Source organism: Shinella kummerowiae (assembly GCF_009827055.1).
GTDB classification, from domain to species: Bacteria; Pseudomonadota; Alphaproteobacteria; order Rhizobiales; family Rhizobiaceae; genus Shinella; species Shinella kummerowiae.
Map to the genome: position 1 here is coordinate 595,322 of NZ_WUMK01000003.1, position 17,136 is coordinate 612,457.

The following is a 17,136-nucleotide window of genomic DNA, read 5'->3' on the forward strand; positions in this document are numbered from 1 at the left end:
AAACCAAAGACGACGACTTCACGCATGAAAATACTTCTTGTCGAAGACGATCAAACCACGGGATCCTATATTCAGAAGGGTCTCAGCACGGCTGGGCATGCCGTCGATTGGCTGCGGGATGGTCGCGATGCGCTCGCGGCGGGCCTCGATGTCGGATACGATGCGCTGGTCGTCGACCGGATGATCCCGGGGCTGGATGGCCTGAACCTCGTCAAAAGCCTGCGCGCCGCCTCGGTGCGAACGCCGGTCCTGTTTCTGACGGCGATGAGCAGCGTGGACGACAGGGTGGAGGGGCTCGATGCGGGAGGCGACGACTACCTCGTAAAACCGTTTGCCTTTTCCGAGCTCACTGCCCGGATCAATGCTCTCGTTCGACGCCCACCCATGGCAACCGAAAGGACAAAGCTGCAGGTCGGCGACCTGGAAATGGACCTGGTCGCCAGAACGGCCTATCGCGATGGACAGCGCATCGATCTCCTGCCGCGCGAATTCTCGCTGCTCGAACTCTTGATGCGCAATGAAGGGCGGGTGCTGACAAAGACGATGTTTCTCGAAAAGATCTGGAACTTCAACTTCGACCCGCAAAGCTCCGTGGTCGAGACACACATCAGCCGCCTTCGGGCGAAAATAGACAGGCCGTTCGCTACCCCCCTCCTGCACACCGTAAAAAACACCGGCTATACGCTGCATGCCCGCAGGTAGCCTTTTCAAAAGCACCGCTGTCCGGCTTGCGATCCTCTACATCGCTCTGTTCGTCATTGCCTACCTCCTCGCCAACATTGCTGCCTACCAAATGGTGGTGCGGTTCCTCGACGAGCGGCTGAACGCCAGCGTCATGGAACGGTATCGCGAAATTACGACGGCCTATGAGGCGCGCGGCCTCGGCGGCGCTGTCCAGATGATCGAAAGCCACGGCCCCGCCATTCGGGGCCAGGAAACCATCTACACCTTGCGAAGGGCGGTGGGTGAACCGATTGCCGGCAATAGCGACCTATCCGACGTGCCCGAGGGATTTTCCACGCTGCGACCCGAAGACCAGAACGGGAGCGCGCCCCTCTACAAGCTGTTCAAGGGGTCATTGGGTGACAATGACCTGATCGTCGGCATCAGCTATGACGACACGGACCGGCTGGCCCACATCGTCCTGACGAGCTTCGGATGGGCCACGGCCATTATCCTCGTCGTGGGAATGACAGGCGCCGCGATCCTGGCTTACCGGACGCGCGAGCGCATCATCGTCCTTTCCCAGACCGCACACGCGATAGGCCATGGCGCGCTCTCAAGGCGGCTGCCCGTTTCCTCCCGGATGGATGACATCGATATCCTTTCCAGCGAGGTCAACATCGCCCTGTCCCGCCTCGAGATGAGCGTCGTCGTCCTGAAACAGGTCAGTACCGATATCGCGCACGACCTGAAGACGCCGATCGGCCGCACGTTTCTGATGCTGGAGGATGCCCTGCAATCGGACGAGACCGATGCGATGAGGGATGGCATCGAAGCCGCCTTGGCGGAACTGGCCTCCATTGCAAAGACGTTCGACGCGCTGCTGCGGATCGCCCAGCTGGAATCGCAAAGCCGGACCGCAAATTTCACGATTTTCGACCTGAAACCATTGGTCGACGACCTTTACGAAATCTACGACGCGACCGCCTCCGAAGCCGGCTATTCACTGACACTGGACGGCACCACAGCCGCATGCTGGATCGAAGGTGACCCGGACCTGATCAGACAATTGATCGCAAATCTGCTGGCGAATGCGATGCGCCACACACCCGCCGGATCGCAAATCGTGCTTAGCCTCTCCCATCGCTCCCGCCTCATCCACCTGAGCGTCGCCGACAACGGACCGGGTATTCCGCCCGAGGATCACGCACGCGTTTTCGACCGCTTCTACCGGGTCGAGAAAAGCAGAACGACGGCGGGCACAGGACTGGGTCTCAGTCTGGTGAAAGCGATAGCGGATCTCCACGGCGCAAGAATGATGCTGTTCGACAATGCCCCAGGCCTACGTGTTGTCGCCGAATTCCCGGAGGCGAAGGCGGTAGACGGCAACGCCCCGGACAGGCAACCTGGCTAAAGGGCGGCGTAACAGCTTTTCGTAATTCGCTCGTCCACGCTACCGGGGTCCACGATAGCGCAGCGCATCGACGAACAGCTTGAAGGCGGCCGACGTGTGTCGGCGGCTGGGATAGTAGAGGTGGTATGCGGGTAGCGGCGGCGTCCATTCGCCAAGCACGCGCACAAGACGCCCGTTCTCCATATGCGCCTCGACCTGATCCAATGGCAGATAGGCGAGACCGAGGCCGGCGACCGCCGCGTCGAGGATGAGATCGATCGTATTGAAGATCAACGGTCCCTCTACCCGCACCCGCACCTCGCGACCGTCCTGGATGAGCCGCCAGGCATTCAACGTGTCCGACGTCGGCAGGCGCAGGTTGATGCAGCGGTGATCGATGAGCTGTTGGGGCTCTGATGGCGCGCCGTGCTTGCGCAGGTAATCGGGCGCGCCGACGATCGCCATGGGAATGTCGGGCGACATGCGCACGGCGATCATGTCTTTGGCTACCTGCTCGCCAAGCCGCACGCCCGCATCGAACCTGTCTGTCACCACATCGGCGAGGCCGTAATCAACTGTCAGTTCGACCGTGATGTCGGGATAGTCCGTCAGAAGCGGCTTCAGTGCCGGTGCAATGATGGTCTTGGCCGCGTGCTCCACGGTCGTGATGCGGACGAGGCCAGCCGGCTTGTCACGGAACTCGCTGAGATCGGCCATGCTCTGGTCGAGATCGCGTAGCATCGGCGAAAGCCGCTGGACGAGCCGCTCGCCCGCCTCGGTCGGCGCGACGCTGCGGGTGGTGCGGGCCAGCAGGCGAATGCCGACCCGTTCCTCCAACCGCCGCACGATGCCGCTCAGCGCGGACTGGGAAAGCCCGAGCTTTGCGGCCGCTCGGGTAAAATTCCGCTCCTCGGCCACCACCACGAAGGCGGTCAGGTCTGCCATTTCCTCGCGCCGCATTTATCACTCCAGTGATAGGTTCAAGCAGTTCACTGCCATAGAGTGATAGGCGAGAGAGGCCTATATTTCCAGTCATCCAAGCCGGAAAACATTTTCAACTCCGGCCAAACCGAGGAGACCACCATGGGCAAGATCAGCTTTACCAACACCAACAACCCGGCCGTCACGCTCTCGGCCGTCATCAATTTCCCGGAAGGCTTTAGCGAAGCCGGTAGCTATCCGGCCGTCGTGGTTTCCCATCCGGGTGGCGGCGTGAAGGAGCAGACGGCAGGCACCTATGCCAAGAAACTCGCCGAAGCCGGCTTCGTCACCATCGCCTACGACGCCTCCTACCAGGGAGAATCCACCGGCGAGCCGCGCCAGCTGGAAAACCCCTATATCCGCACCGAAGATGTCAGTGCCGTCATCGACTACCTGACGACGCTGCCCTACATCGACCAGGAGCGCATCGGCGCCATGGGCATCTGCGCCGGCGCCGGCTACACGGCCAATGCCGCCATCCAGGATCGCCGCATCAAGGCGGTCGGCACGGTCAGCGCCGTCAATATCGGGTCGATGTTCCGCAATGGCTGGGAAAATAACGTCGCCTCGATCGAGGCCCTGCCCTATGTCGTCGCCGGCTCGAATGCCCGCACCGCGGATGCCAAGGGTGGTGCAGCCGCCATCATGCCGCTCGCCCCGATGAAGGAAGAAGACGCACCGAACGCCGAACTGCGCGAAGCCTGGGAATACTACCACACGCCCCGCGCGGAATGCGCCACGGCGCCCGGTTTCGCCACGCTGCGCAGCCTCAACCAGATCATCACCTACGACGCCTATCACATGGCCGACGTCTACCTCACCCAGCCGATCCTCTCGGTCGTCGGCTCGGCCGCCGGCAGCAAGTGGATGAGCGACGACCTGCTCGCCCGCGCCGCCAGCACGGACAAGGCCATGCACATCGTCGAGGGTGCGAACCACATGTCGCTCTATGACGGCAAGTCCTATGTCGACGAAGCCGTCTCCGTCCTCGCCCCCTTCTTCCGCGCAAAGCTTGCTGGCGAAGCCGCCCGCCAGGCCGCTGAATAACCCATCCACACAGTCGGGCGACACACGGCCCCGGCCTCTCTTGGAGAAAAGACATGAAAAGCGTCACATTCCAGAACCCGGACATGGCCTGGCCCATCGCCGCGACCATCCAGTTCCCGCCGGGCTTCGACGAGACGAAGACCTATCCCGCCATCGTCAGCATCCATCCCTTCGGCAGTTGCAAGGAGCAGACCTCGGGCAATGTCTATGGCAAGGCGCTGGCCGCGGAAGGCTTCGTCGTCATCGCCTATGACGCCAGTTTCCAGGGTCAGTCGGGCGGTGCGCCGCGCTGGGTCGAGGACCCGACGCAGCGGGTCGAGGATGTCAGCCGCGTCATCGATTATCTCGTGACCCTGCCCTATGTCGACGAGAACCGCATCGGCGTTCTCGGCGTCTGCGGCGGCGGCGGCTATGCCGTCAACGCGACCATGACCGAAAAGCGCATCAAAGCCGTCGTCTCGATCACCGGCGTCAACATCGGCCGTCTCTTCCGTGAAGGCTTCAGCGGCTACAACCCGCTCGGCGCGCTTTCTGCCATGGCCGCCCAGCGCACGAAGGAAGCACGCGGCGGCGAGCTTCAGGGCAACGAACTGCTGCCCGCCAGCCTCGACGTGGCGAGACAGGCTGGCCTCATCGAACGCGACGTGTTCGAGGCGACTGACTATTACAAGACCCCGCGTGGCCAGGAGGAAGGCGGCGCGACGCGCATGCTCTTCTCCCACGCGCAGAAGACGCTCGCCTGGGATGCCTTCGCCTTTGCCGAAACCCTTCTCACGCAGCCCGTGATGGTGGTGATCGGCCAGAAGATCGGCGCATTCGGCGCCTTCCGCGACGGCATGGAAATCTACGGCCGCGCCACCGCGTCGAAGGACCGCCAGTTGGTCTCGCTCGAGGACTGGTCGCACTACGACCTCTACGACAAGCCGGAGCCGGTCGGCCTCGCGCTCGAGAAGGTAACGCCCTTCTTCAAGCAGCACCTCGCCTGAAAAAAATGGGTATCCGCCATTCCCGAACCGGGAGCGGCGGCCACAGACAGCGAAACCGAACCGTACCCGTCGGACAGACGGGTACGGTTCGGCGGAAGGCGGAAGGCGGAAGGCGGAAGGCGGAAGGGTCAGTTGATCCTGAGACCTTCGGTAGAGAAAAGGTGGATTTTCTCTGATTTCGGCATGAGATGGATGTGCTGGTCAGGCTTGAGATCCACTCGACGGTGCAGCACGATGGCGGCCGTCTGCGTGCCGACGCGCACCGAAAGATGGGTTTCCGCACCCGTTGGCTCGACGGTCAGTACCCGCGTGGGTATGCCGCTCTCCGCGAGTTCGAGGTCCTCCGGGCGAATGCCGTAGGTGTGCGCCTCGCTATGGCCGCCATGGGCCGGCAGCGGCAGGGTGACTCCGCCCTCGATATGGAAGACGCCATCCGCGACGACGCCCTCGAACAGATTCATGGACGGCGAGCCGATGAAGGTGGCGACGAAGGTGTTGCCGGGGCGGTCGTAGAGGTCGAGCGGCCGACCGACCTGCTCGACGCGGCCGGCGCGCATCACCACGATCTTGTCCGCCATGGTCATCGCCTCGATCTGGTCATGCGTGACATAGACGATGGTGGTGCCGAGCCGCTGGTGCAACTCCTTGATCTCGCTGCGCATGGTCACGCGCAGTTTTGCGTCGAGGTTGGAGAGCGGTTCGTCGAACAGGAACACCTTCGGGTGGCGCACGATGGCGCGGCCCATGGCGACACGCTGGCGCTGGCCGCCGGAAAGCTGCTTTGGCAGGCGCTCTAGCAAGGGTTCGAGGGCGAGGATACCGGCGGCTTCGTTGACGAGCTTGTCGATCGTTGCCTTGTCACGTCCCTGAAGCTTCAGCGCGAACCCCATGTTTTGCCGCACCGTCATGTGCGGGTAGAGCGCGTAGCTCTGGAACACCATGGCGATGTCCCGCTCCTTCGGCGCGACGTCATTGACGGCGCGCCCGTCGATACGGATCTCGCCGCCGCTGATCTCCTCCAGCCCCGCCAGCATGCGCAGAAGCGTGGACTTGCCGCAGCCCGAGGGACCGACGAGCGTGACGAACTCACCGTCCTCGATATCCACGGATACGCCATGGATGACGGAAGCCGCGCCATATTGTTTCAGAACCCGATCGATCGCTACCGATGCCATTGTGTTTCCTCCCTCAAAGTTTCAGCTGCCAGATTTTTGCAGCAGCGACGGTGCCGGTGAGCCTTGCCGAACGCGCGGCGGAAAAACCCGGAATGCGCTTGGTGCCGGTCCAGCGACCGTTGTCGGCAAAAACCTCGATGGAGCCGGCATCGAGGAAGATGCGCAATTCCTTCGGGTTTGCACCGGCGGCGATATAGCGCGGCGGCGTCTTGCCCGTGCCGACATCGAAGACGATGGCGAGGCCCTCGTCATCGAGCCGTACGCCGAGTTTTACATCCGGGTGATCGAAAGCGAGGTCGAAGGCAGCGCCTAGTTCGGCAAGATCAAGCACGATCTCGACGGCGCCGTTGCCGAGCGGCACGGCCTCGCCGGCCGCGAGTGCGGTGTCGTCGATGAGCGTGTGACGCAGGCTTTCCACGGCCGCGATGGGCGGCGTCAGCACGGCGTCGCCATCGAGCAGCACGCGGCGCGGCAGTGTCATCGCTGTCGGGAAATCCTCCTTCTTGGAAAAGTCCGTCCAGTTCGCCAGCCAAGCCATGCCGACAGGCTCCTCGCCATCGACGAAAGCCTGGAAAGCATAGGCGTCGGAACCGAAGTCCAGTTCCTGCTCGAACTCCGGTTCAAAGCGTCGACCATCGAAGCGGCCGACGGTGACGGAGGTGAGGTTACGGCGGCCGGTGGCCGGATCGCGGCTGGTGAGAAGGCCGAAGATCAGCGCCCAGCGCGTCTTGGGATCGTCGCCCTTACCGCCGAGCGGCACCATGCACGGGCATTCCGCCGCCGTCATGCCGAAACGATCCTCGCGGTGGACGATCCCGACGAAGGTCCAGCCGTCTGCGCCCTGCGGATCGGTGGTCTCGTAGAGTAGCACGACGCCGCCCATCTGGTCGCGGCTGCCGAGCAGCATCTTCCAAAAACCATCCGGACCTTTGAAGACATACGGATCACGGAAATCGGTGGTGAGATTCAGCCCCTCCGGGCGCAGCGGCAGCACGATCTTGGATGTGCCGGCGACGATGCCATCGCGGCTGACGGCGGAAAGCTGGATCTGCTCCTCCGGCTGCCGATCGCGAACATGCTCCGTGTAGAAGATGCGGATTTCCTCCCCCTCGGGGCCGGCGATGGGAATGGCCGAACCGGAAAAGGCACCGCCGCGGCCATCGTCCTTTTCCGAAAGATGTGCCGCCGGGAAGAGGAATATCGGCAGATGCGTCCAGCGGAGGAAATCCTGCGAGACCGCGTGGCCCCAGTGCATGGTGTTCCAGCGCGGGTCGTGCGGGTAGTGCTGGTAGAACAGATGTGCCTTCCCGCCGAAACGGCCGAAACCGTTCGGGTCGTTCATCCAGCCGAAGGGCGGACGGAAATGGTAGCTTTCCGGCACCTGCGGCGGCGCGGTCCGGGCATCGCGATGGAGCACATGAATGCCCTCTTCCAGCACCGTGTCCGGACGGAAGGCATAGGCGATGGAGAGCGTCGTCGTAGTGACATCATAGGCGAGCACGGTGCGCCCGCCCGTCCCGAGCGTGACCTCGAAGAATTCGAATTCCTCAATGCGGCGGGTTGACGGATCGGCGACATCGCGGCGCTCCACGGTGACGAAGAGCCTTGCCTCGTCGCCGTCACCCCACGCCTTGAGCCAGAGATGCAGCACCGTTCCGGCCGGAAGGTCGGCCTCGATCGTCTGGAGCATGGGGGCCACGGATTCTGCTTGGAGTGTCATAGTCAACCTTTCACGGCGGAGCCGACGAACGAGCTTACGAACCATCGCTGGAAGGCGAGGTAGAGAATGAGGACGGGGATCATCATCAGCACGGAAGCGGCCATGGCGCGGTCCCAGTAGATGCTGTCCTGTCCGAAGAAGGTGGCGATGGCGACGGCGATCGGCCGGGCATAGTCGGTCTGGGTAACGAGCGTCGGCCAGAGATATTGGTTCCAGCTCTCGATACCCATCAGAATGGAGACCGTGGCGAGTGCCGGCAGGCTGAGCGGCATATAGATCGACCGGTAGATGCGGAACGCCGAGGCGCCATCCATTTCCGCTGCTTCATAGAGTTCCTTCGGTAGCTGCGCGAAGAACTGGTAGAAGAGGAAGACATAGAGCGGGCTCGCCACCCAGGGCAGGATCTGCACCGCAAACGTGTCGGTAAGGCCGGCGCGCGACATCATGACGACCAGTGGCATGATGATGCTCTCCTGCGGGATGACATAAAGCGCGACGACAAGTGCAAGCAGGATCGCCTTGCCGCGCAGCGAGCCCCAGGCGAGCACGAAGCCGGCCATGGAATTGACGATGAGGCCGGAGATCACGGTGACGACCAGGATCGCCAGCGAATTGAAGAGATAGCGGCCATAGGCCAGTTCCCCAGAGAAATTGGCGATCTCCTTGTAGTTGGACAGCGTCGGCTCGCTGACCCAGAAGGCGCGGAAACTGCCCATGTCGGCAAGGATCTGGAAGCGGTCGTCCTTGAGGCTGGCAATCAGCAGCATGAAAAGCGGCGAGATCATCACCAGCGCGATCAGGAGGATCGAGAAGGATTGCACGATGCGCAGGCCCGTCTTGCTGTTGCCCCTGGATTTTGCCAGCGGGGCGGCTTGGCTCAGTGCGAGATCAGACATCGAAGCGCCTCAGGAGTTTGCGCTGGAGGAGCGCGATCAGGAGAACGATGACGAAGAGGATGACGGAGACGGCCGATGCATAGCCGAGTTTCTGCTCCTCGAAGCCGGCACGCACCATGTAGTGGACCACGGTTTCCGTGCTTTCCTTCGGCCCGCCCTGGGTGAGGATTGCCACCTGCGTATAGAGCTTGAAGGCCTGGATCGTCGTGATGACCAGCACGAAGACATGGGTGGGGCGCAGGCCCGGCATGGTGACGTGCCAGAAGCGGCGCAACGCGCTCGCCCCGTCGATGCGGGCGGCATCGTAGAGTTCATCGGGAATGCCCTGCAGGCCGGCGAGGTAGATGATCATCTGGAAGCCATAGGCCTGCCAGGCGGAGAGCAGCACGATGGAGAACATCGCCCAGTCGGGATCGCCCAGCCAGTCGATCGGCTGGATCAGGCCACCGGACAGGAAGCCGACGATCTGGTTGAGCGGCCCGCTCGGATACTGGAACAGCGTGCCCCAGATGACGCAGACCACCACCATCGACGTGATCGCCGGCAGGAAGAAGAGGCCGCGCAGAAGGTTCTGCATCGGCAGCTTCTGATGCAGGAGCAGCGCCGTCAGGAAGGCGAGGCCGCACTGCACCGGCAGCACCCAGATGGTGAACCGGGTGACATTCCACAGCGACGTCCAGAACAGGGGATCGGTGAAAACACGCTGGAAATTGAGGAGACCGACGAAGCGCACCGGGGTCGGACGCGGCACCAGCGGCTGGTTGGTCATCGCCGTCCAGAAGGACAACAGGAACGGCGTGATCAGGAAAATCGCCAGAAGCAGCATGGCCGGCGCGATCATCCCGACCTCCTGCCAGAAGCGCTGCCGGTCGCGACGACGACCGGGACGCGGCAGAACGGCCGCAGGGGTTTCTTGCAGGGTCATGGTTTCCTCCTCATCGCTCATCCTCCCGTAAAACGCGGGGCCGGCCGGAGAGCCGGCCCCGCGAAACGCCTTACTGCTGCTCGTCGAAGGGCGGGTAGCCGGCATTGTCCTCGATATCTTCGTCGATCTTCTTCGCCGCCGCCGTCAGGGCATCCTGAGCGTCGTCGCCGTTGAAGATCTTGTCGACGGCCTGCATGAACGCCGAGGTGATCGTCGGATAGGCCGGGTGCGGCGGGCGCGCGATGGCGGTCTTGGAGGCCTGCTCGAAGGCAACGGCGAGAGGACCGCCCTCCGCATAGAGCGGGGAATCGGCCGCGAAACTCTTCAGGCCTGGATAAGCGGATTGGGTCTTGGCATATTCGCGGTATTCCTTGTCCTTCAAAAGGAAGCTCAGGAATTTGCCGGCGATTTCCGGATTCTCCGAGGTCGCGGAAATGCCCCAGATCCAGGTGCCGTTCGGGCTGACGCCCTTTTCGCCGATCTTCGGCAGCGGCAGCACGACGATATTGTCCTTCATCGCCGCGGCCGCCTCGGCATAGAACCAGTGGCCGCCCATGGCGAGCGCGGCCGGCTGTCCCTCGGCATAAAACTGGTTGGTGCCGGAGGAGGTGGGAACCACCCAGCCCTTCTTCACCCAATCCTGCATCATGGTCAGCGCCTTGACGCAGGCCTCGCCGTCGAGCGTGCCGCTGGCGGTCCAGGTTTTGCGGTCGATCAGGTCACAGCCGGCGCTTTCGAGCAGCGGGCCATACGCATATGTGATCCACTCGGTCTTGATGCCGTAACCGCGGAACGTGTCGATCGGCCATTTCACGCCGTCGAGCTTGGAAAGCTTTTCGAGATAGCCCTCGAATTCCTCGCGCGTCCAGGCGTCCTCGACGGATTTCGGAATGCGCGCGCCGATGGCTTCGAGATATTTCTTGTTGCCGTAGAGCACGACCGAGGAATCGGTAAGGCCGATCGCGTACAGCTCCTTGTCGATCGGATAGGTGCCCTGCGAGATGTTGGATTCCGTCATGTCCTCAAGCAGGTCCGCGTCGACCAGCGGCTTGACCGGCTGCAGGTAGCCCGACCAGACGTAGTTTGCGAGGAAGGGCGCGTCCAGTTCCATGATGTCGGGCAATTGCTTGGCCATGACGGCGGCGCTGAACTTTTCGTTGTAGGCATCATGCGGCGCGTGGATCAGCTCGACATCGACATCCGGATTGGCTTCCTCGAAACGCCGGGCGGCATCGCCATAGGCCTTCACCCAGCCTGGATCGCCCTGGTGCATCATGTGGATGACGGTCTTCGCCTCCGCGAGGCCGGCAGTCGCCAGCAGCGCGGCGGAAGCGATGAGCGCCGAAAGTAATCGATTACCCATTAACGTCGTCATTGGTATTCTCCTCCTGTTGAATGCAGATAGCCCAAGTTTTTTCAGACGGATGCCCGTTCCACCAGATGGAACGGCAGTGTGCGCAAATGCGGCTCCTGCAGCTCACCGGCCAGAAGGATCTCCATGGCGAGGCGGCCCATGGCGCGGTGCGGCAGGGCCATCGTCGTCAGGGGCGGGTCCAGTCGCGAGGCGAGTTCGACCTGATTGTCGAAACTCGCCACCGCAATATCGTCGGGTATGCAGAGGCCAGCACGGGCAAGCGCCGCATAGACCTCCATCGCCACGCGGTCATTGCCGCACAGAATGGCGTCCGGCCGGTCGCCGGAATGGAGCAGCGCCTCTACATGGGAGGCGACGAGGCTTGGCGCACGGTCGCTGTAGACGCTGCGGCGCACGGCCGGGTAGACGCCGAGTGGGGCAACGCCCGCTTCCGTCAGGGCCGCATGAAAACCCTTTTCGCGCAACACGCCGGCCATGATACCGGGCAGGTTGATGAAGGCGATGCGCCGGCGGCCGGCGGCGAGGAGATAGCGCACGATCTCGCGCGCGCCGCCCTGCTCGTCCGGCACCAGCGAGGTGATCCGACCCTCTGCCTCGCGGCAGTTGATCATCACCCCGACCGCGCCGACGAGCTTTTGCGGCACGGCCACTTCCTTGTGGTACATGGCGGCATAGGCCACGGCACGCGGGCGAAACTGCCGCACCTCGTCGAGGACCGCACCGATCTCCTGCCCGCTGGAATGGTTGACGGCGAAGACCGCCATGCCGGCGTTACGCGCCGCGCCATCCAATCCGCGCACGATCTCGGTGGCGAAGGGCGAGGTGATGAGGCCATCCGAGACGACGCCAACCAGCGGCAGCCAGCCCTGGCGCACGCCGCGCGCCGCCAGGTTCGTCACATAGCCGAGTTCTTCCGCGATGGACTTGATCTTCAGCCGCGTATCGTCAGACATGCGGGCGGAGCCGCCATGCAACGCACCGGACACCGTCTTCACCGAGACGCCCGCACGCTCCGCAATGTCAGAAAGCGATATTGCCACGATCTTCACCATCCTCCTTGGGTTATCGATTACCCAATAATGGAGGCGGACAGGTCCTGTCAAGGAGATATTTCAGCCTTCCAATGGTAGAGTTTTTGGTGCCTTCCGTAAGGCGTTGAAGGGATTTGAACCACCAACCAGACTATAGCTGATCGTGTTTGACAGATAATTAGAATTTCGGTGACATTCGGCGCTCTGGCGAGGTAGTCTTCCTGCTTCGCCTCCTCCGGCAGCACGTGCTGGTTGGAGGTGGAGCCGCATTCCTTGGCCAAGGCGACCCTTGGCGTCGATTTAGCACAGTCTTTACGGCTGCTTCCCTATTCGAGTACCGAGGTCGTAGCCTCCACAGCCTCGATTCCCGACGCTGCGACTTTCTTCCCTTCAATTCGCGTCACGACCCGATGGTCTTGTTGCCGTTCATGAAGACGCAGCCGTGGACGTGCGCATGCACGGCGCAGGCTAGAACCTAGCTCCCCACATCACGGCCCTACGGTTTCGCTCGGTCAGATCAGCTGTGACAACAATGCCGATAACGGTGCTACGTTTTGTGTAGTGTCGGCATCCGTCATCCATTTGAGGGGAAGCCCATCCTTCGACAAGGGCGGTCGCTGGCAAGGCAAGACACTTTCGTTGGCAACGAGCGTTATTGTGCCCTCGAAACCGTCCTCTCTCAGCGTCAGCGCAGCGCGTTCACTCTTCCTGCTCCGACGATAACGAATGAAGATATCCTTTCGAGCCTTCTAAATGGCGGCATCCGCTACCTGGCGTCTCCGCGCTGCAGATCTGCGCCCTGACGACGTTAAGTCGTCCTGGCGCAGAAGATCAGATGCTGACGAAAGGCAGCCTTCATCTCTTTGAAACTCCGGTAGCCCGCTTTCGCGGCCAGACGGATAACAGTTGTCCCTGAAACGCCGCAGGCAGTCGCGACCGACTGCAAGGTTCCGAAGGCGACGATCTCCGGCCGGCTGAGAAGAAGCCGCATCGCCTGTTCCAGCGAAGCGGGAAAGCCGATGTGCCGCTGCGCAATCTGCCGTTTGAGCTCGATGACACTCGGTGGCGATGTCCTGTTTGCAGATGCTGACAAATCCGATCCTCCCAGCCGCGCCGCCTCGGCCTAGCCGATGAGGCTCGCAATCGAAACCGGCGCGCCGGTTCTCACCGAAAGGGTTGCCGCTTCAGCCATGGCGAGTGCCGCGACGCCATCGTCCAACGTGACGGGCAGCGGTTTTGCACCGTCGACCGCTTCCACGAAGGCTGCCCATTCCGCGGCATAGGCCGGCATATAGCGCTCAAGGAAGAAGTAGGTGGGTTTGGCGCCTGTTACACCTTGTGTCGTTGATTTCACCACGGTGTTCTCAAGCATGTTTTGCGCCTGGAGCAGGCCGTCGGAACCGAGCAGTTCCACGCGTTGGTCATAGCCGTAGACCGCGCGGCGGCTGTTCTTGATGACAGCGATGCGGCCGTCGGCATAGCTGAGTGTCACCACGGCGGTATCGACGTCGCCCGCGCCACCGATCTCGGGGTCAACGATGGACGAGCCAACGGCTGTTACCGTGGCCGGCGCCCTACCCATGATAAAATTCGCCATGTCGAAGTCGTGGATCATCATGTCCCGGAAGAGACCGCCCACACCGTGATATAGGAAACGGGCGGCGGCGCGGGATCGAAGGACGTGATGGAGAGCAGTTCCGGCTTGCCGATCTCGCCCGCATCCACCGCCTTCTTCAGCGTTGAAAAGTTCGGATCGAAACGGCGGTTGAAGCCGATCATTACCGGGCATCCCGTCGAAGCGACCGCTTCCTGGCACGCACGGGCACGCGCCAGACTGAGATCGACCGGCTTTTCACAGAGCACTGCCTTTCCGGCGGCGGTCGCCCGCTCGATCAGGTCGGAATGTGTATCTGTCGACGTGGCGATCAAGACGGCGTCGATCGTTCTGTCCTGGAGAATGTTATCTGTATCGCGCACCTCGGTACCGTACTGGGCAGCAATTTTTTGGGCAGCAGCCGTGTTGATGTCGGACACGGCCACCAGCGAGCTGCCAGGGTGGCTGGTGATCGCCGTGGCGTGCACGCCGGCAATGCGTCCGGCGCCGAGAAGACCAACTTTGAGCATAGGATTTTCCTCTTCTGATCAGAGACCGATGTCGGCCTTGAAAGCATTGAATTCCGTGTCGCCGATCGCGACGTTGTGCTGGGACTGCGGATAGGCACCCGTGTTCACATCCGCGATGAATTCGCGGAAGGCTGCGATGCGTTCCTTCTGCAGCCTGTCGAATTCGGCTGCAAAATTGCGATAGGTCTTGGCGTGGCGCGGCCGATGTCCGTCGGTGTGTCCGAGCACGTCTTCCGCAAAAAGATATTGTGCGTCCGCACCCGGGCCGGCACCCATGCCGAGCATGATCATCGTGGTATTCTTCGCGATCAGTTCGCCGACCCGGTCCGGCACGACCTCCAGCTCCGCCCCGAAGCAGCCGATGGCTTCGAGCTGCTTGACGTGCCGGAAAACTCTGGCCGCCTCCTCGGCCGTCTTGCCCACCGCGCGAAACCCGGTCCAGGTAATGTAGGAGGGAATGAGCCCGACATGGGCGACGACCGGGACATGATTGTCGCAAAGCACCTTCTGGATATCGAGCGAGGCGGCGCAATAGAAGCAGTCGCCGCCCATGGCGGAGAAGTGAAAGGCGGCGCGCAAATAATCCTCGGCCGTTGCCAGCGGACGCCCCTCGAATTTGCCCCATCCTCCAAAGGGGAGACCGACCTGCACGAAGCAACGGCCCGCCGCCTCGCGCATCTCGGGGGAGAAGAAGCGCCCCTCGATCGAGAGCATGTGGATGCCCGCAGCATCGGCGGCGGCCGCCTCCTCAATCGTGGTGACATAGAGCATTGAAATCTTTTCGCCCCGCGCCTTCATGGCGCGGATGTCGGCGACGGTCGGACGCGTGTTTTTGTGAACCATGGGATTACACCGTGAATGCGTTGCGGAAGGCCTCGAGGGCGGCCTCGGGATTGCCCGAAGCGAAGGCCTCCATGCCGACCGGGCCGGCATATCCCATGGCCTTCAGCGCCCTGGCGATGCCATGCCAGTTCACCTCGCCGGTACCCGGTTCACAGCGTCCCGGCACGTCGGCCACCTGAATTTCGCCGATCCACGGCAGACATTTACGGCAGAGTTCGATCAGGTTCCCCTCGCCGATCTGGGCATGGTAGAGGTCGAGATTGAGCCGCAAACGCGGATGATCGATGCTCGACACCAGAGCAAGCGTATCCTCAGCCCGCCCGAATGGCACGCCGGGATGATCGACGGGCAGATTGAGGTTTTCCAACGTGAAGATGACACCTTCCGCTTCGGCCATGTCGGCCACACGGCAAAGTGTATCGCGCGCCTTTAGCCACATATCACCTGTCACCACCTCGATAGGCTGGACCGGGAGCCCGCGCTCTCCCAACCCCGTGCCGTGCAGGTTCAACCGCTGGACGCCGAGACGCTTGCCGATCTGCGCGGTTTCCCGCGCGGTGCGCAGAAGCTCGGCAGCACCTTCGTCATCCGTCAGGCGACCGGCGAGATAACCGTTCATGATGGTGAAGGTGGCGCCAGTGGCTTCGAGCTTTGCCAGATCATGCTCCGGCCAGTTCCAAAGGCCGACGCCGAAACCCATTTCCGTGAGGCGGGAGGCTCGCCATTCGATGGCTCGCTCCCGCCAGATCATTTCGGCGCAAGCCGCCAATGCAAACTGTGTCATGTCATCAAATCTCTATGAAAACGTCGCCACCCTCGACCTTGACCGGCCAGGTGCGAAGGTTAATGCAGGCAGGCGCGCGCATCGCCTCTCCGGTCTTGTAGTCGAATTGCGCGCTGTGTTTTGGACACTCGATGATGCCGTCCATCACCAGACCGTCGGCGAGGTGCACATGCTCGTGTGTGCAGATTCCGTCGACGCAGAAGAATTCGTCTTCGGGGCTGCGGATCACCAGAAAGGTGCGTCCGTCATGATCGAAACGGATCTGCTCTTCGAGCTCGACGTCTTCGGTTGCGCAAGCGCGGGTCCAGGTCCCCATGTCTTCATCCTTTGGCAGTTCAGGGTATGTTGATGCGGTGGCGTCAGGCCGATGCACCGGCGTGTTGCGGCGCATGGCCGTCATGTGTCGCCATGTAGCCATCGATCTGGGCCTCCAGTTCCGCCATCGTTTCGCCACCGGCCATCAGGTCGGTTATCTCTTCGCGCGTTTTTTCCCCCTTACGGAAATCGGCGGCGACGGCGCCACGGATCAACACCGCGAAGTGATCACCCACCGCCATGGCATGCATGACCTGGTGCGTGATGAAGACGACGGCGAGACCCCGCCGCTTCGCCTCGTTGACGATCCTCAAGACATGGGTCGCCTGCTTCACGCCAAGCGCTGCCGTCGGCTCATCTAGGATCAGAACCTTCGCGCCGAAATGCACCGCGCGGGCAATGGCGAGGGACTGCCGTTCACCGCCAGAAAGCCCGCCAACCAGCCTGTCGCCATCCTCGATCCGGGTAATGCCGAAGTCGCGGACGGCCTTCACGGCGATCTCGTTCGCCTTCTTGCGATCGAAGATCTTGAACGGCCCCCAGCCCTTGGTCGGCTCGACGCCAATGAAGAACGAGCGACCGATGCTCATCAGCGGGAAGGTGCCACCGAACTGATGGACGGTCGCGATACCCCGGTTGCTGGCATCGCGGGGCCCAGTGAATTCGATGGGCCTGCCGTCCATCTCGATCGTGCCGGAGTTCGGGCGATACACGCCGGAAAGCGTCTTGATGAGCGTCGACTTGCCGGCGCCATTGTCGCCGAGCAGGCAAAGGACTTCGCCTGGACAGATATCCAGCGAGATGTCCTGGAGGACGTCGATCGGGCCAAAGGACTTGCAGATGTTTCTGAGCTTCAGGATGGGTGTAGACATGATCGA

The 17,136-nt window shown here is 62.2% G+C and carries 16 protein-coding genes and 1 pseudogene; 4 read left to right on the forward strand and 13 right to left on the reverse strand.

Annotation, left to right across the window (positions count from 1 at the left end; translation table 11 throughout):
* Positions 1-24: 24 nt before the first annotated feature.
* Together GR138_RS10455 and GR138_RS10460 are read left to right on the forward strand one after the other, a co-directional pair.
* The gene (locus GR138_RS10455; protein WP_160859067.1) at positions 25-702 is read left to right on the forward strand and encodes a winged helix-turn-helix domain-containing protein; all 678 of its coding nucleotides are present in this window, start codon (positions 25-27) and stop codon (positions 700-702) included.
* Complete coding sequence (locus tag GR138_RS10460) at positions 689-2,077, forward strand: sensor histidine kinase (protein ID WP_160859069.1); 1,389 nt, start codon at positions 689-691, stop codon at positions 2,075-2,077. The genes GR138_RS10455 and GR138_RS10460 overlap by 14 nt, the downstream gene beginning before the upstream one ends.
* Before the next feature lie 39 nt (positions 2,078-2,116).
* Here the strand turns inward: GR138_RS10460 and GR138_RS10465 are convergent, their stop codons facing one another.
* A complete protein-coding gene (locus tag GR138_RS10465; RefSeq protein WP_160859071.1) occupies positions 2,117-3,016 on the reverse strand; it encodes a LysR family transcriptional regulator in 900 nt (299 codons plus the stop codon).
* Between the two features lie 123 nt (positions 3,017-3,139).
* On the opposite strand from GR138_RS10465, the gene GR138_RS10470 reads away from it, so the two are divergent.
* Positions 3,140-4,084, forward strand: coding sequence for an alpha/beta hydrolase (locus tag GR138_RS10470; RefSeq protein ID WP_160859073.1), 945 nt, complete (start codon positions 3,140-3,142; stop codon positions 4,082-4,084).
* A gap of 53 nt (positions 4,085-4,137) precedes the next feature.
* Positions 4,138-5,070, forward strand: a complete 933-nt coding sequence (locus GR138_RS10475; RefSeq protein ID WP_160859075.1) for an alpha/beta hydrolase — start codon at positions 4,138-4,140, stop codon at positions 5,068-5,070.
* A gap of 128 nt (positions 5,071-5,198) precedes the next feature.
* On the opposite strand, the gene GR138_RS10480 is transcribed toward GR138_RS10475, so the two are convergent.
* From GR138_RS10480 to GR138_RS10535, 12 genes and pseudogenes are all read right to left on the reverse strand, one after another.
* Positions 5,199-6,245, reverse strand: a complete 1,047-nt coding sequence (locus GR138_RS10480) for an ABC transporter ATP-binding protein (RefSeq protein ID WP_160859077.1) — start codon at positions 6,243-6,245, stop codon at positions 5,199-5,201.
* A 13-nt stretch (positions 6,246-6,258) separates the two neighbouring features.
* A complete protein-coding gene (locus GR138_RS10485; RefSeq protein ID WP_160859079.1) occupies positions 6,259-7,965 on the reverse strand; it encodes a glycoside hydrolase family 32 protein in 1,707 nt (568 codons plus the stop codon).
* Between the two features lie 2 nt (positions 7,966-7,967).
* Positions 7,968-8,861, reverse strand: a complete 894-nt coding sequence (locus GR138_RS10490) for a carbohydrate ABC transporter permease (protein ID WP_160859081.1) — start codon at positions 8,859-8,861, stop codon at positions 7,968-7,970.
* Entirely contained in the window at positions 8,854-9,786 is a 933-nt protein-coding gene (locus tag GR138_RS10495) for a carbohydrate ABC transporter permease (protein ID WP_160859083.1), read from the reverse strand. The genes GR138_RS10490 and GR138_RS10495 overlap by 8 nt, the downstream gene beginning before the upstream one ends.
* 70 nt (positions 9,787-9,856) lie before the next feature.
* Complete coding sequence (locus tag GR138_RS10500; protein WP_160859256.1) at positions 9,857-11,149, reverse strand: ABC transporter substrate-binding protein; 1,293 nt, start codon at positions 11,147-11,149, stop codon at positions 9,857-9,859.
* Between the two features lie 53 nt (positions 11,150-11,202).
* Positions 11,203-12,213, reverse strand: coding sequence for a LacI family DNA-binding transcriptional regulator (locus GR138_RS10505; RefSeq protein WP_160859085.1), 1,011 nt, complete (start codon positions 12,211-12,213; stop codon positions 11,203-11,205).
* 787 nt (positions 12,214-13,000) lie between these two features.
* Positions 13,001-13,285, reverse strand: a complete 285-nt coding sequence (locus GR138_RS10510; RefSeq protein WP_160859087.1) for a MurR/RpiR family transcriptional regulator — start codon at positions 13,283-13,285, stop codon at positions 13,001-13,003.
* 30 nt (positions 13,286-13,315) lie between these two features.
* Positions 13,316-14,316, reverse strand: a pseudogene (iolG, locus tag GR138_RS10515) (inositol 2-dehydrogenase).
* Positions 14,317-14,334: 18 nt separating this feature from the next.
* Positions 14,335-15,159, reverse strand: a complete 825-nt coding sequence (locus tag GR138_RS10520) for a 3-methyl-2-oxobutanoate hydroxymethyltransferase (protein ID WP_160859088.1) — start codon at positions 15,157-15,159, stop codon at positions 14,335-14,337.
* Positions 15,160-15,163: 4 nt separating this feature from the next.
* Entirely contained in the window at positions 15,164-15,943 is a 780-nt protein-coding gene (locus tag GR138_RS10525; protein WP_160859090.1) for a TIM barrel protein, read from the reverse strand.
* Between the two features lie 4 nt (positions 15,944-15,947).
* Positions 15,948-16,259, reverse strand: a complete 312-nt coding sequence (locus GR138_RS10530; protein ID WP_160859258.1) for a MocE family 2Fe-2S type ferredoxin — start codon at positions 16,257-16,259, stop codon at positions 15,948-15,950.
* 43 nt (positions 16,260-16,302) lie between these two features.
* A complete protein-coding gene (locus GR138_RS10535) occupies positions 16,303-17,130 on the reverse strand; it encodes an ATP-binding cassette domain-containing protein (protein WP_160859092.1) in 828 nt (275 codons plus the stop codon).
* Positions 17,131-17,136: the final 6 nt, after the last annotated feature.

Bases quoted from the DNA above. Each gene is read 5' to 3' on its own strand.
- GR138_RS10490 (WP_160859081.1), bottom strand. From the start codon at position 8,861: ATGTCTGATCTCGCACTGAGCCAAGCCGCCCCGCTGGCAAAATCCAGG.
- GR138_RS10535 (WP_160859092.1), bottom strand. From the start codon at position 17,130: ATGTCTACACCCATCCTGAAGCTCAGAAACATCTGCAAGTCCTTTGGC.
- GR138_RS10475 (WP_160859075.1), top strand. From the start codon at position 4,138: ATGAAAAGCGTCACATTCCAGAACCCGGACATGGCCTGGCCCATCGCC.
- GR138_RS10495 (WP_160859083.1), bottom strand. From the start codon at position 9,786: ATGACCCTGCAAGAAACCCCTGCGGCCGTTCTGCCGCGTCCCGGTCGT.
- GR138_RS10500 (WP_160859256.1), bottom strand. From the start codon at position 11,149: ATGGGTAATCGATTACTTTCGGCGCTCATCGCTTCCGCCGCGCTGCTG.
- GR138_RS10530 (WP_160859258.1), bottom strand. From the start codon at position 16,259: ATGGGGACCTGGACCCGCGCTTGCGCAACCGAAGACGTCGAGCTCGAA.
- GR138_RS10525 (WP_160859090.1), bottom strand. From the start codon at position 15,943: ATGACACAGTTTGCATTGGCGGCTTGCGCCGAAATGATCTGGCGGGAG.
- GR138_RS10485 (WP_160859079.1), bottom strand. From the start codon at position 7,965: ATGACACTCCAAGCAGAATCCGTGGCCCCCATGCTCCAGACGATCGAG.
- GR138_RS10520 (WP_160859088.1), bottom strand. From the start codon at position 15,159: ATGGTTCACAAAAACACGCGTCCGACCGTCGCCGACATCCGCGCCATG.
- GR138_RS10465 (WP_160859071.1), bottom strand. From the start codon at position 3,016: ATGCGGCGCGAGGAAATGGCAGACCTGACCGCCTTCGTGGTGGTGGCC.
- GR138_RS10460 (WP_160859069.1), top strand. From the start codon at position 689: ATGCCCGCAGGTAGCCTTTTCAAAAGCACCGCTGTCCGGCTTGCGATC.
- GR138_RS10505 (WP_160859085.1), bottom strand. From the start codon at position 12,213: ATGGTGAAGATCGTGGCAATATCGCTTTCTGACATTGCGGAGCGTGCG.
- GR138_RS10480 (WP_160859077.1), bottom strand. From the start codon at position 6,245: ATGGCATCGGTAGCGATCGATCGGGTTCTGAAACAATATGGCGCGGCT.
- GR138_RS10455 (WP_160859067.1), top strand. From the start codon at position 25: ATGAAAATACTTCTTGTCGAAGACGATCAAACCACGGGATCCTATATT.
- GR138_RS10470 (WP_160859073.1), top strand. From the start codon at position 3,140: ATGGGCAAGATCAGCTTTACCAACACCAACAACCCGGCCGTCACGCTC.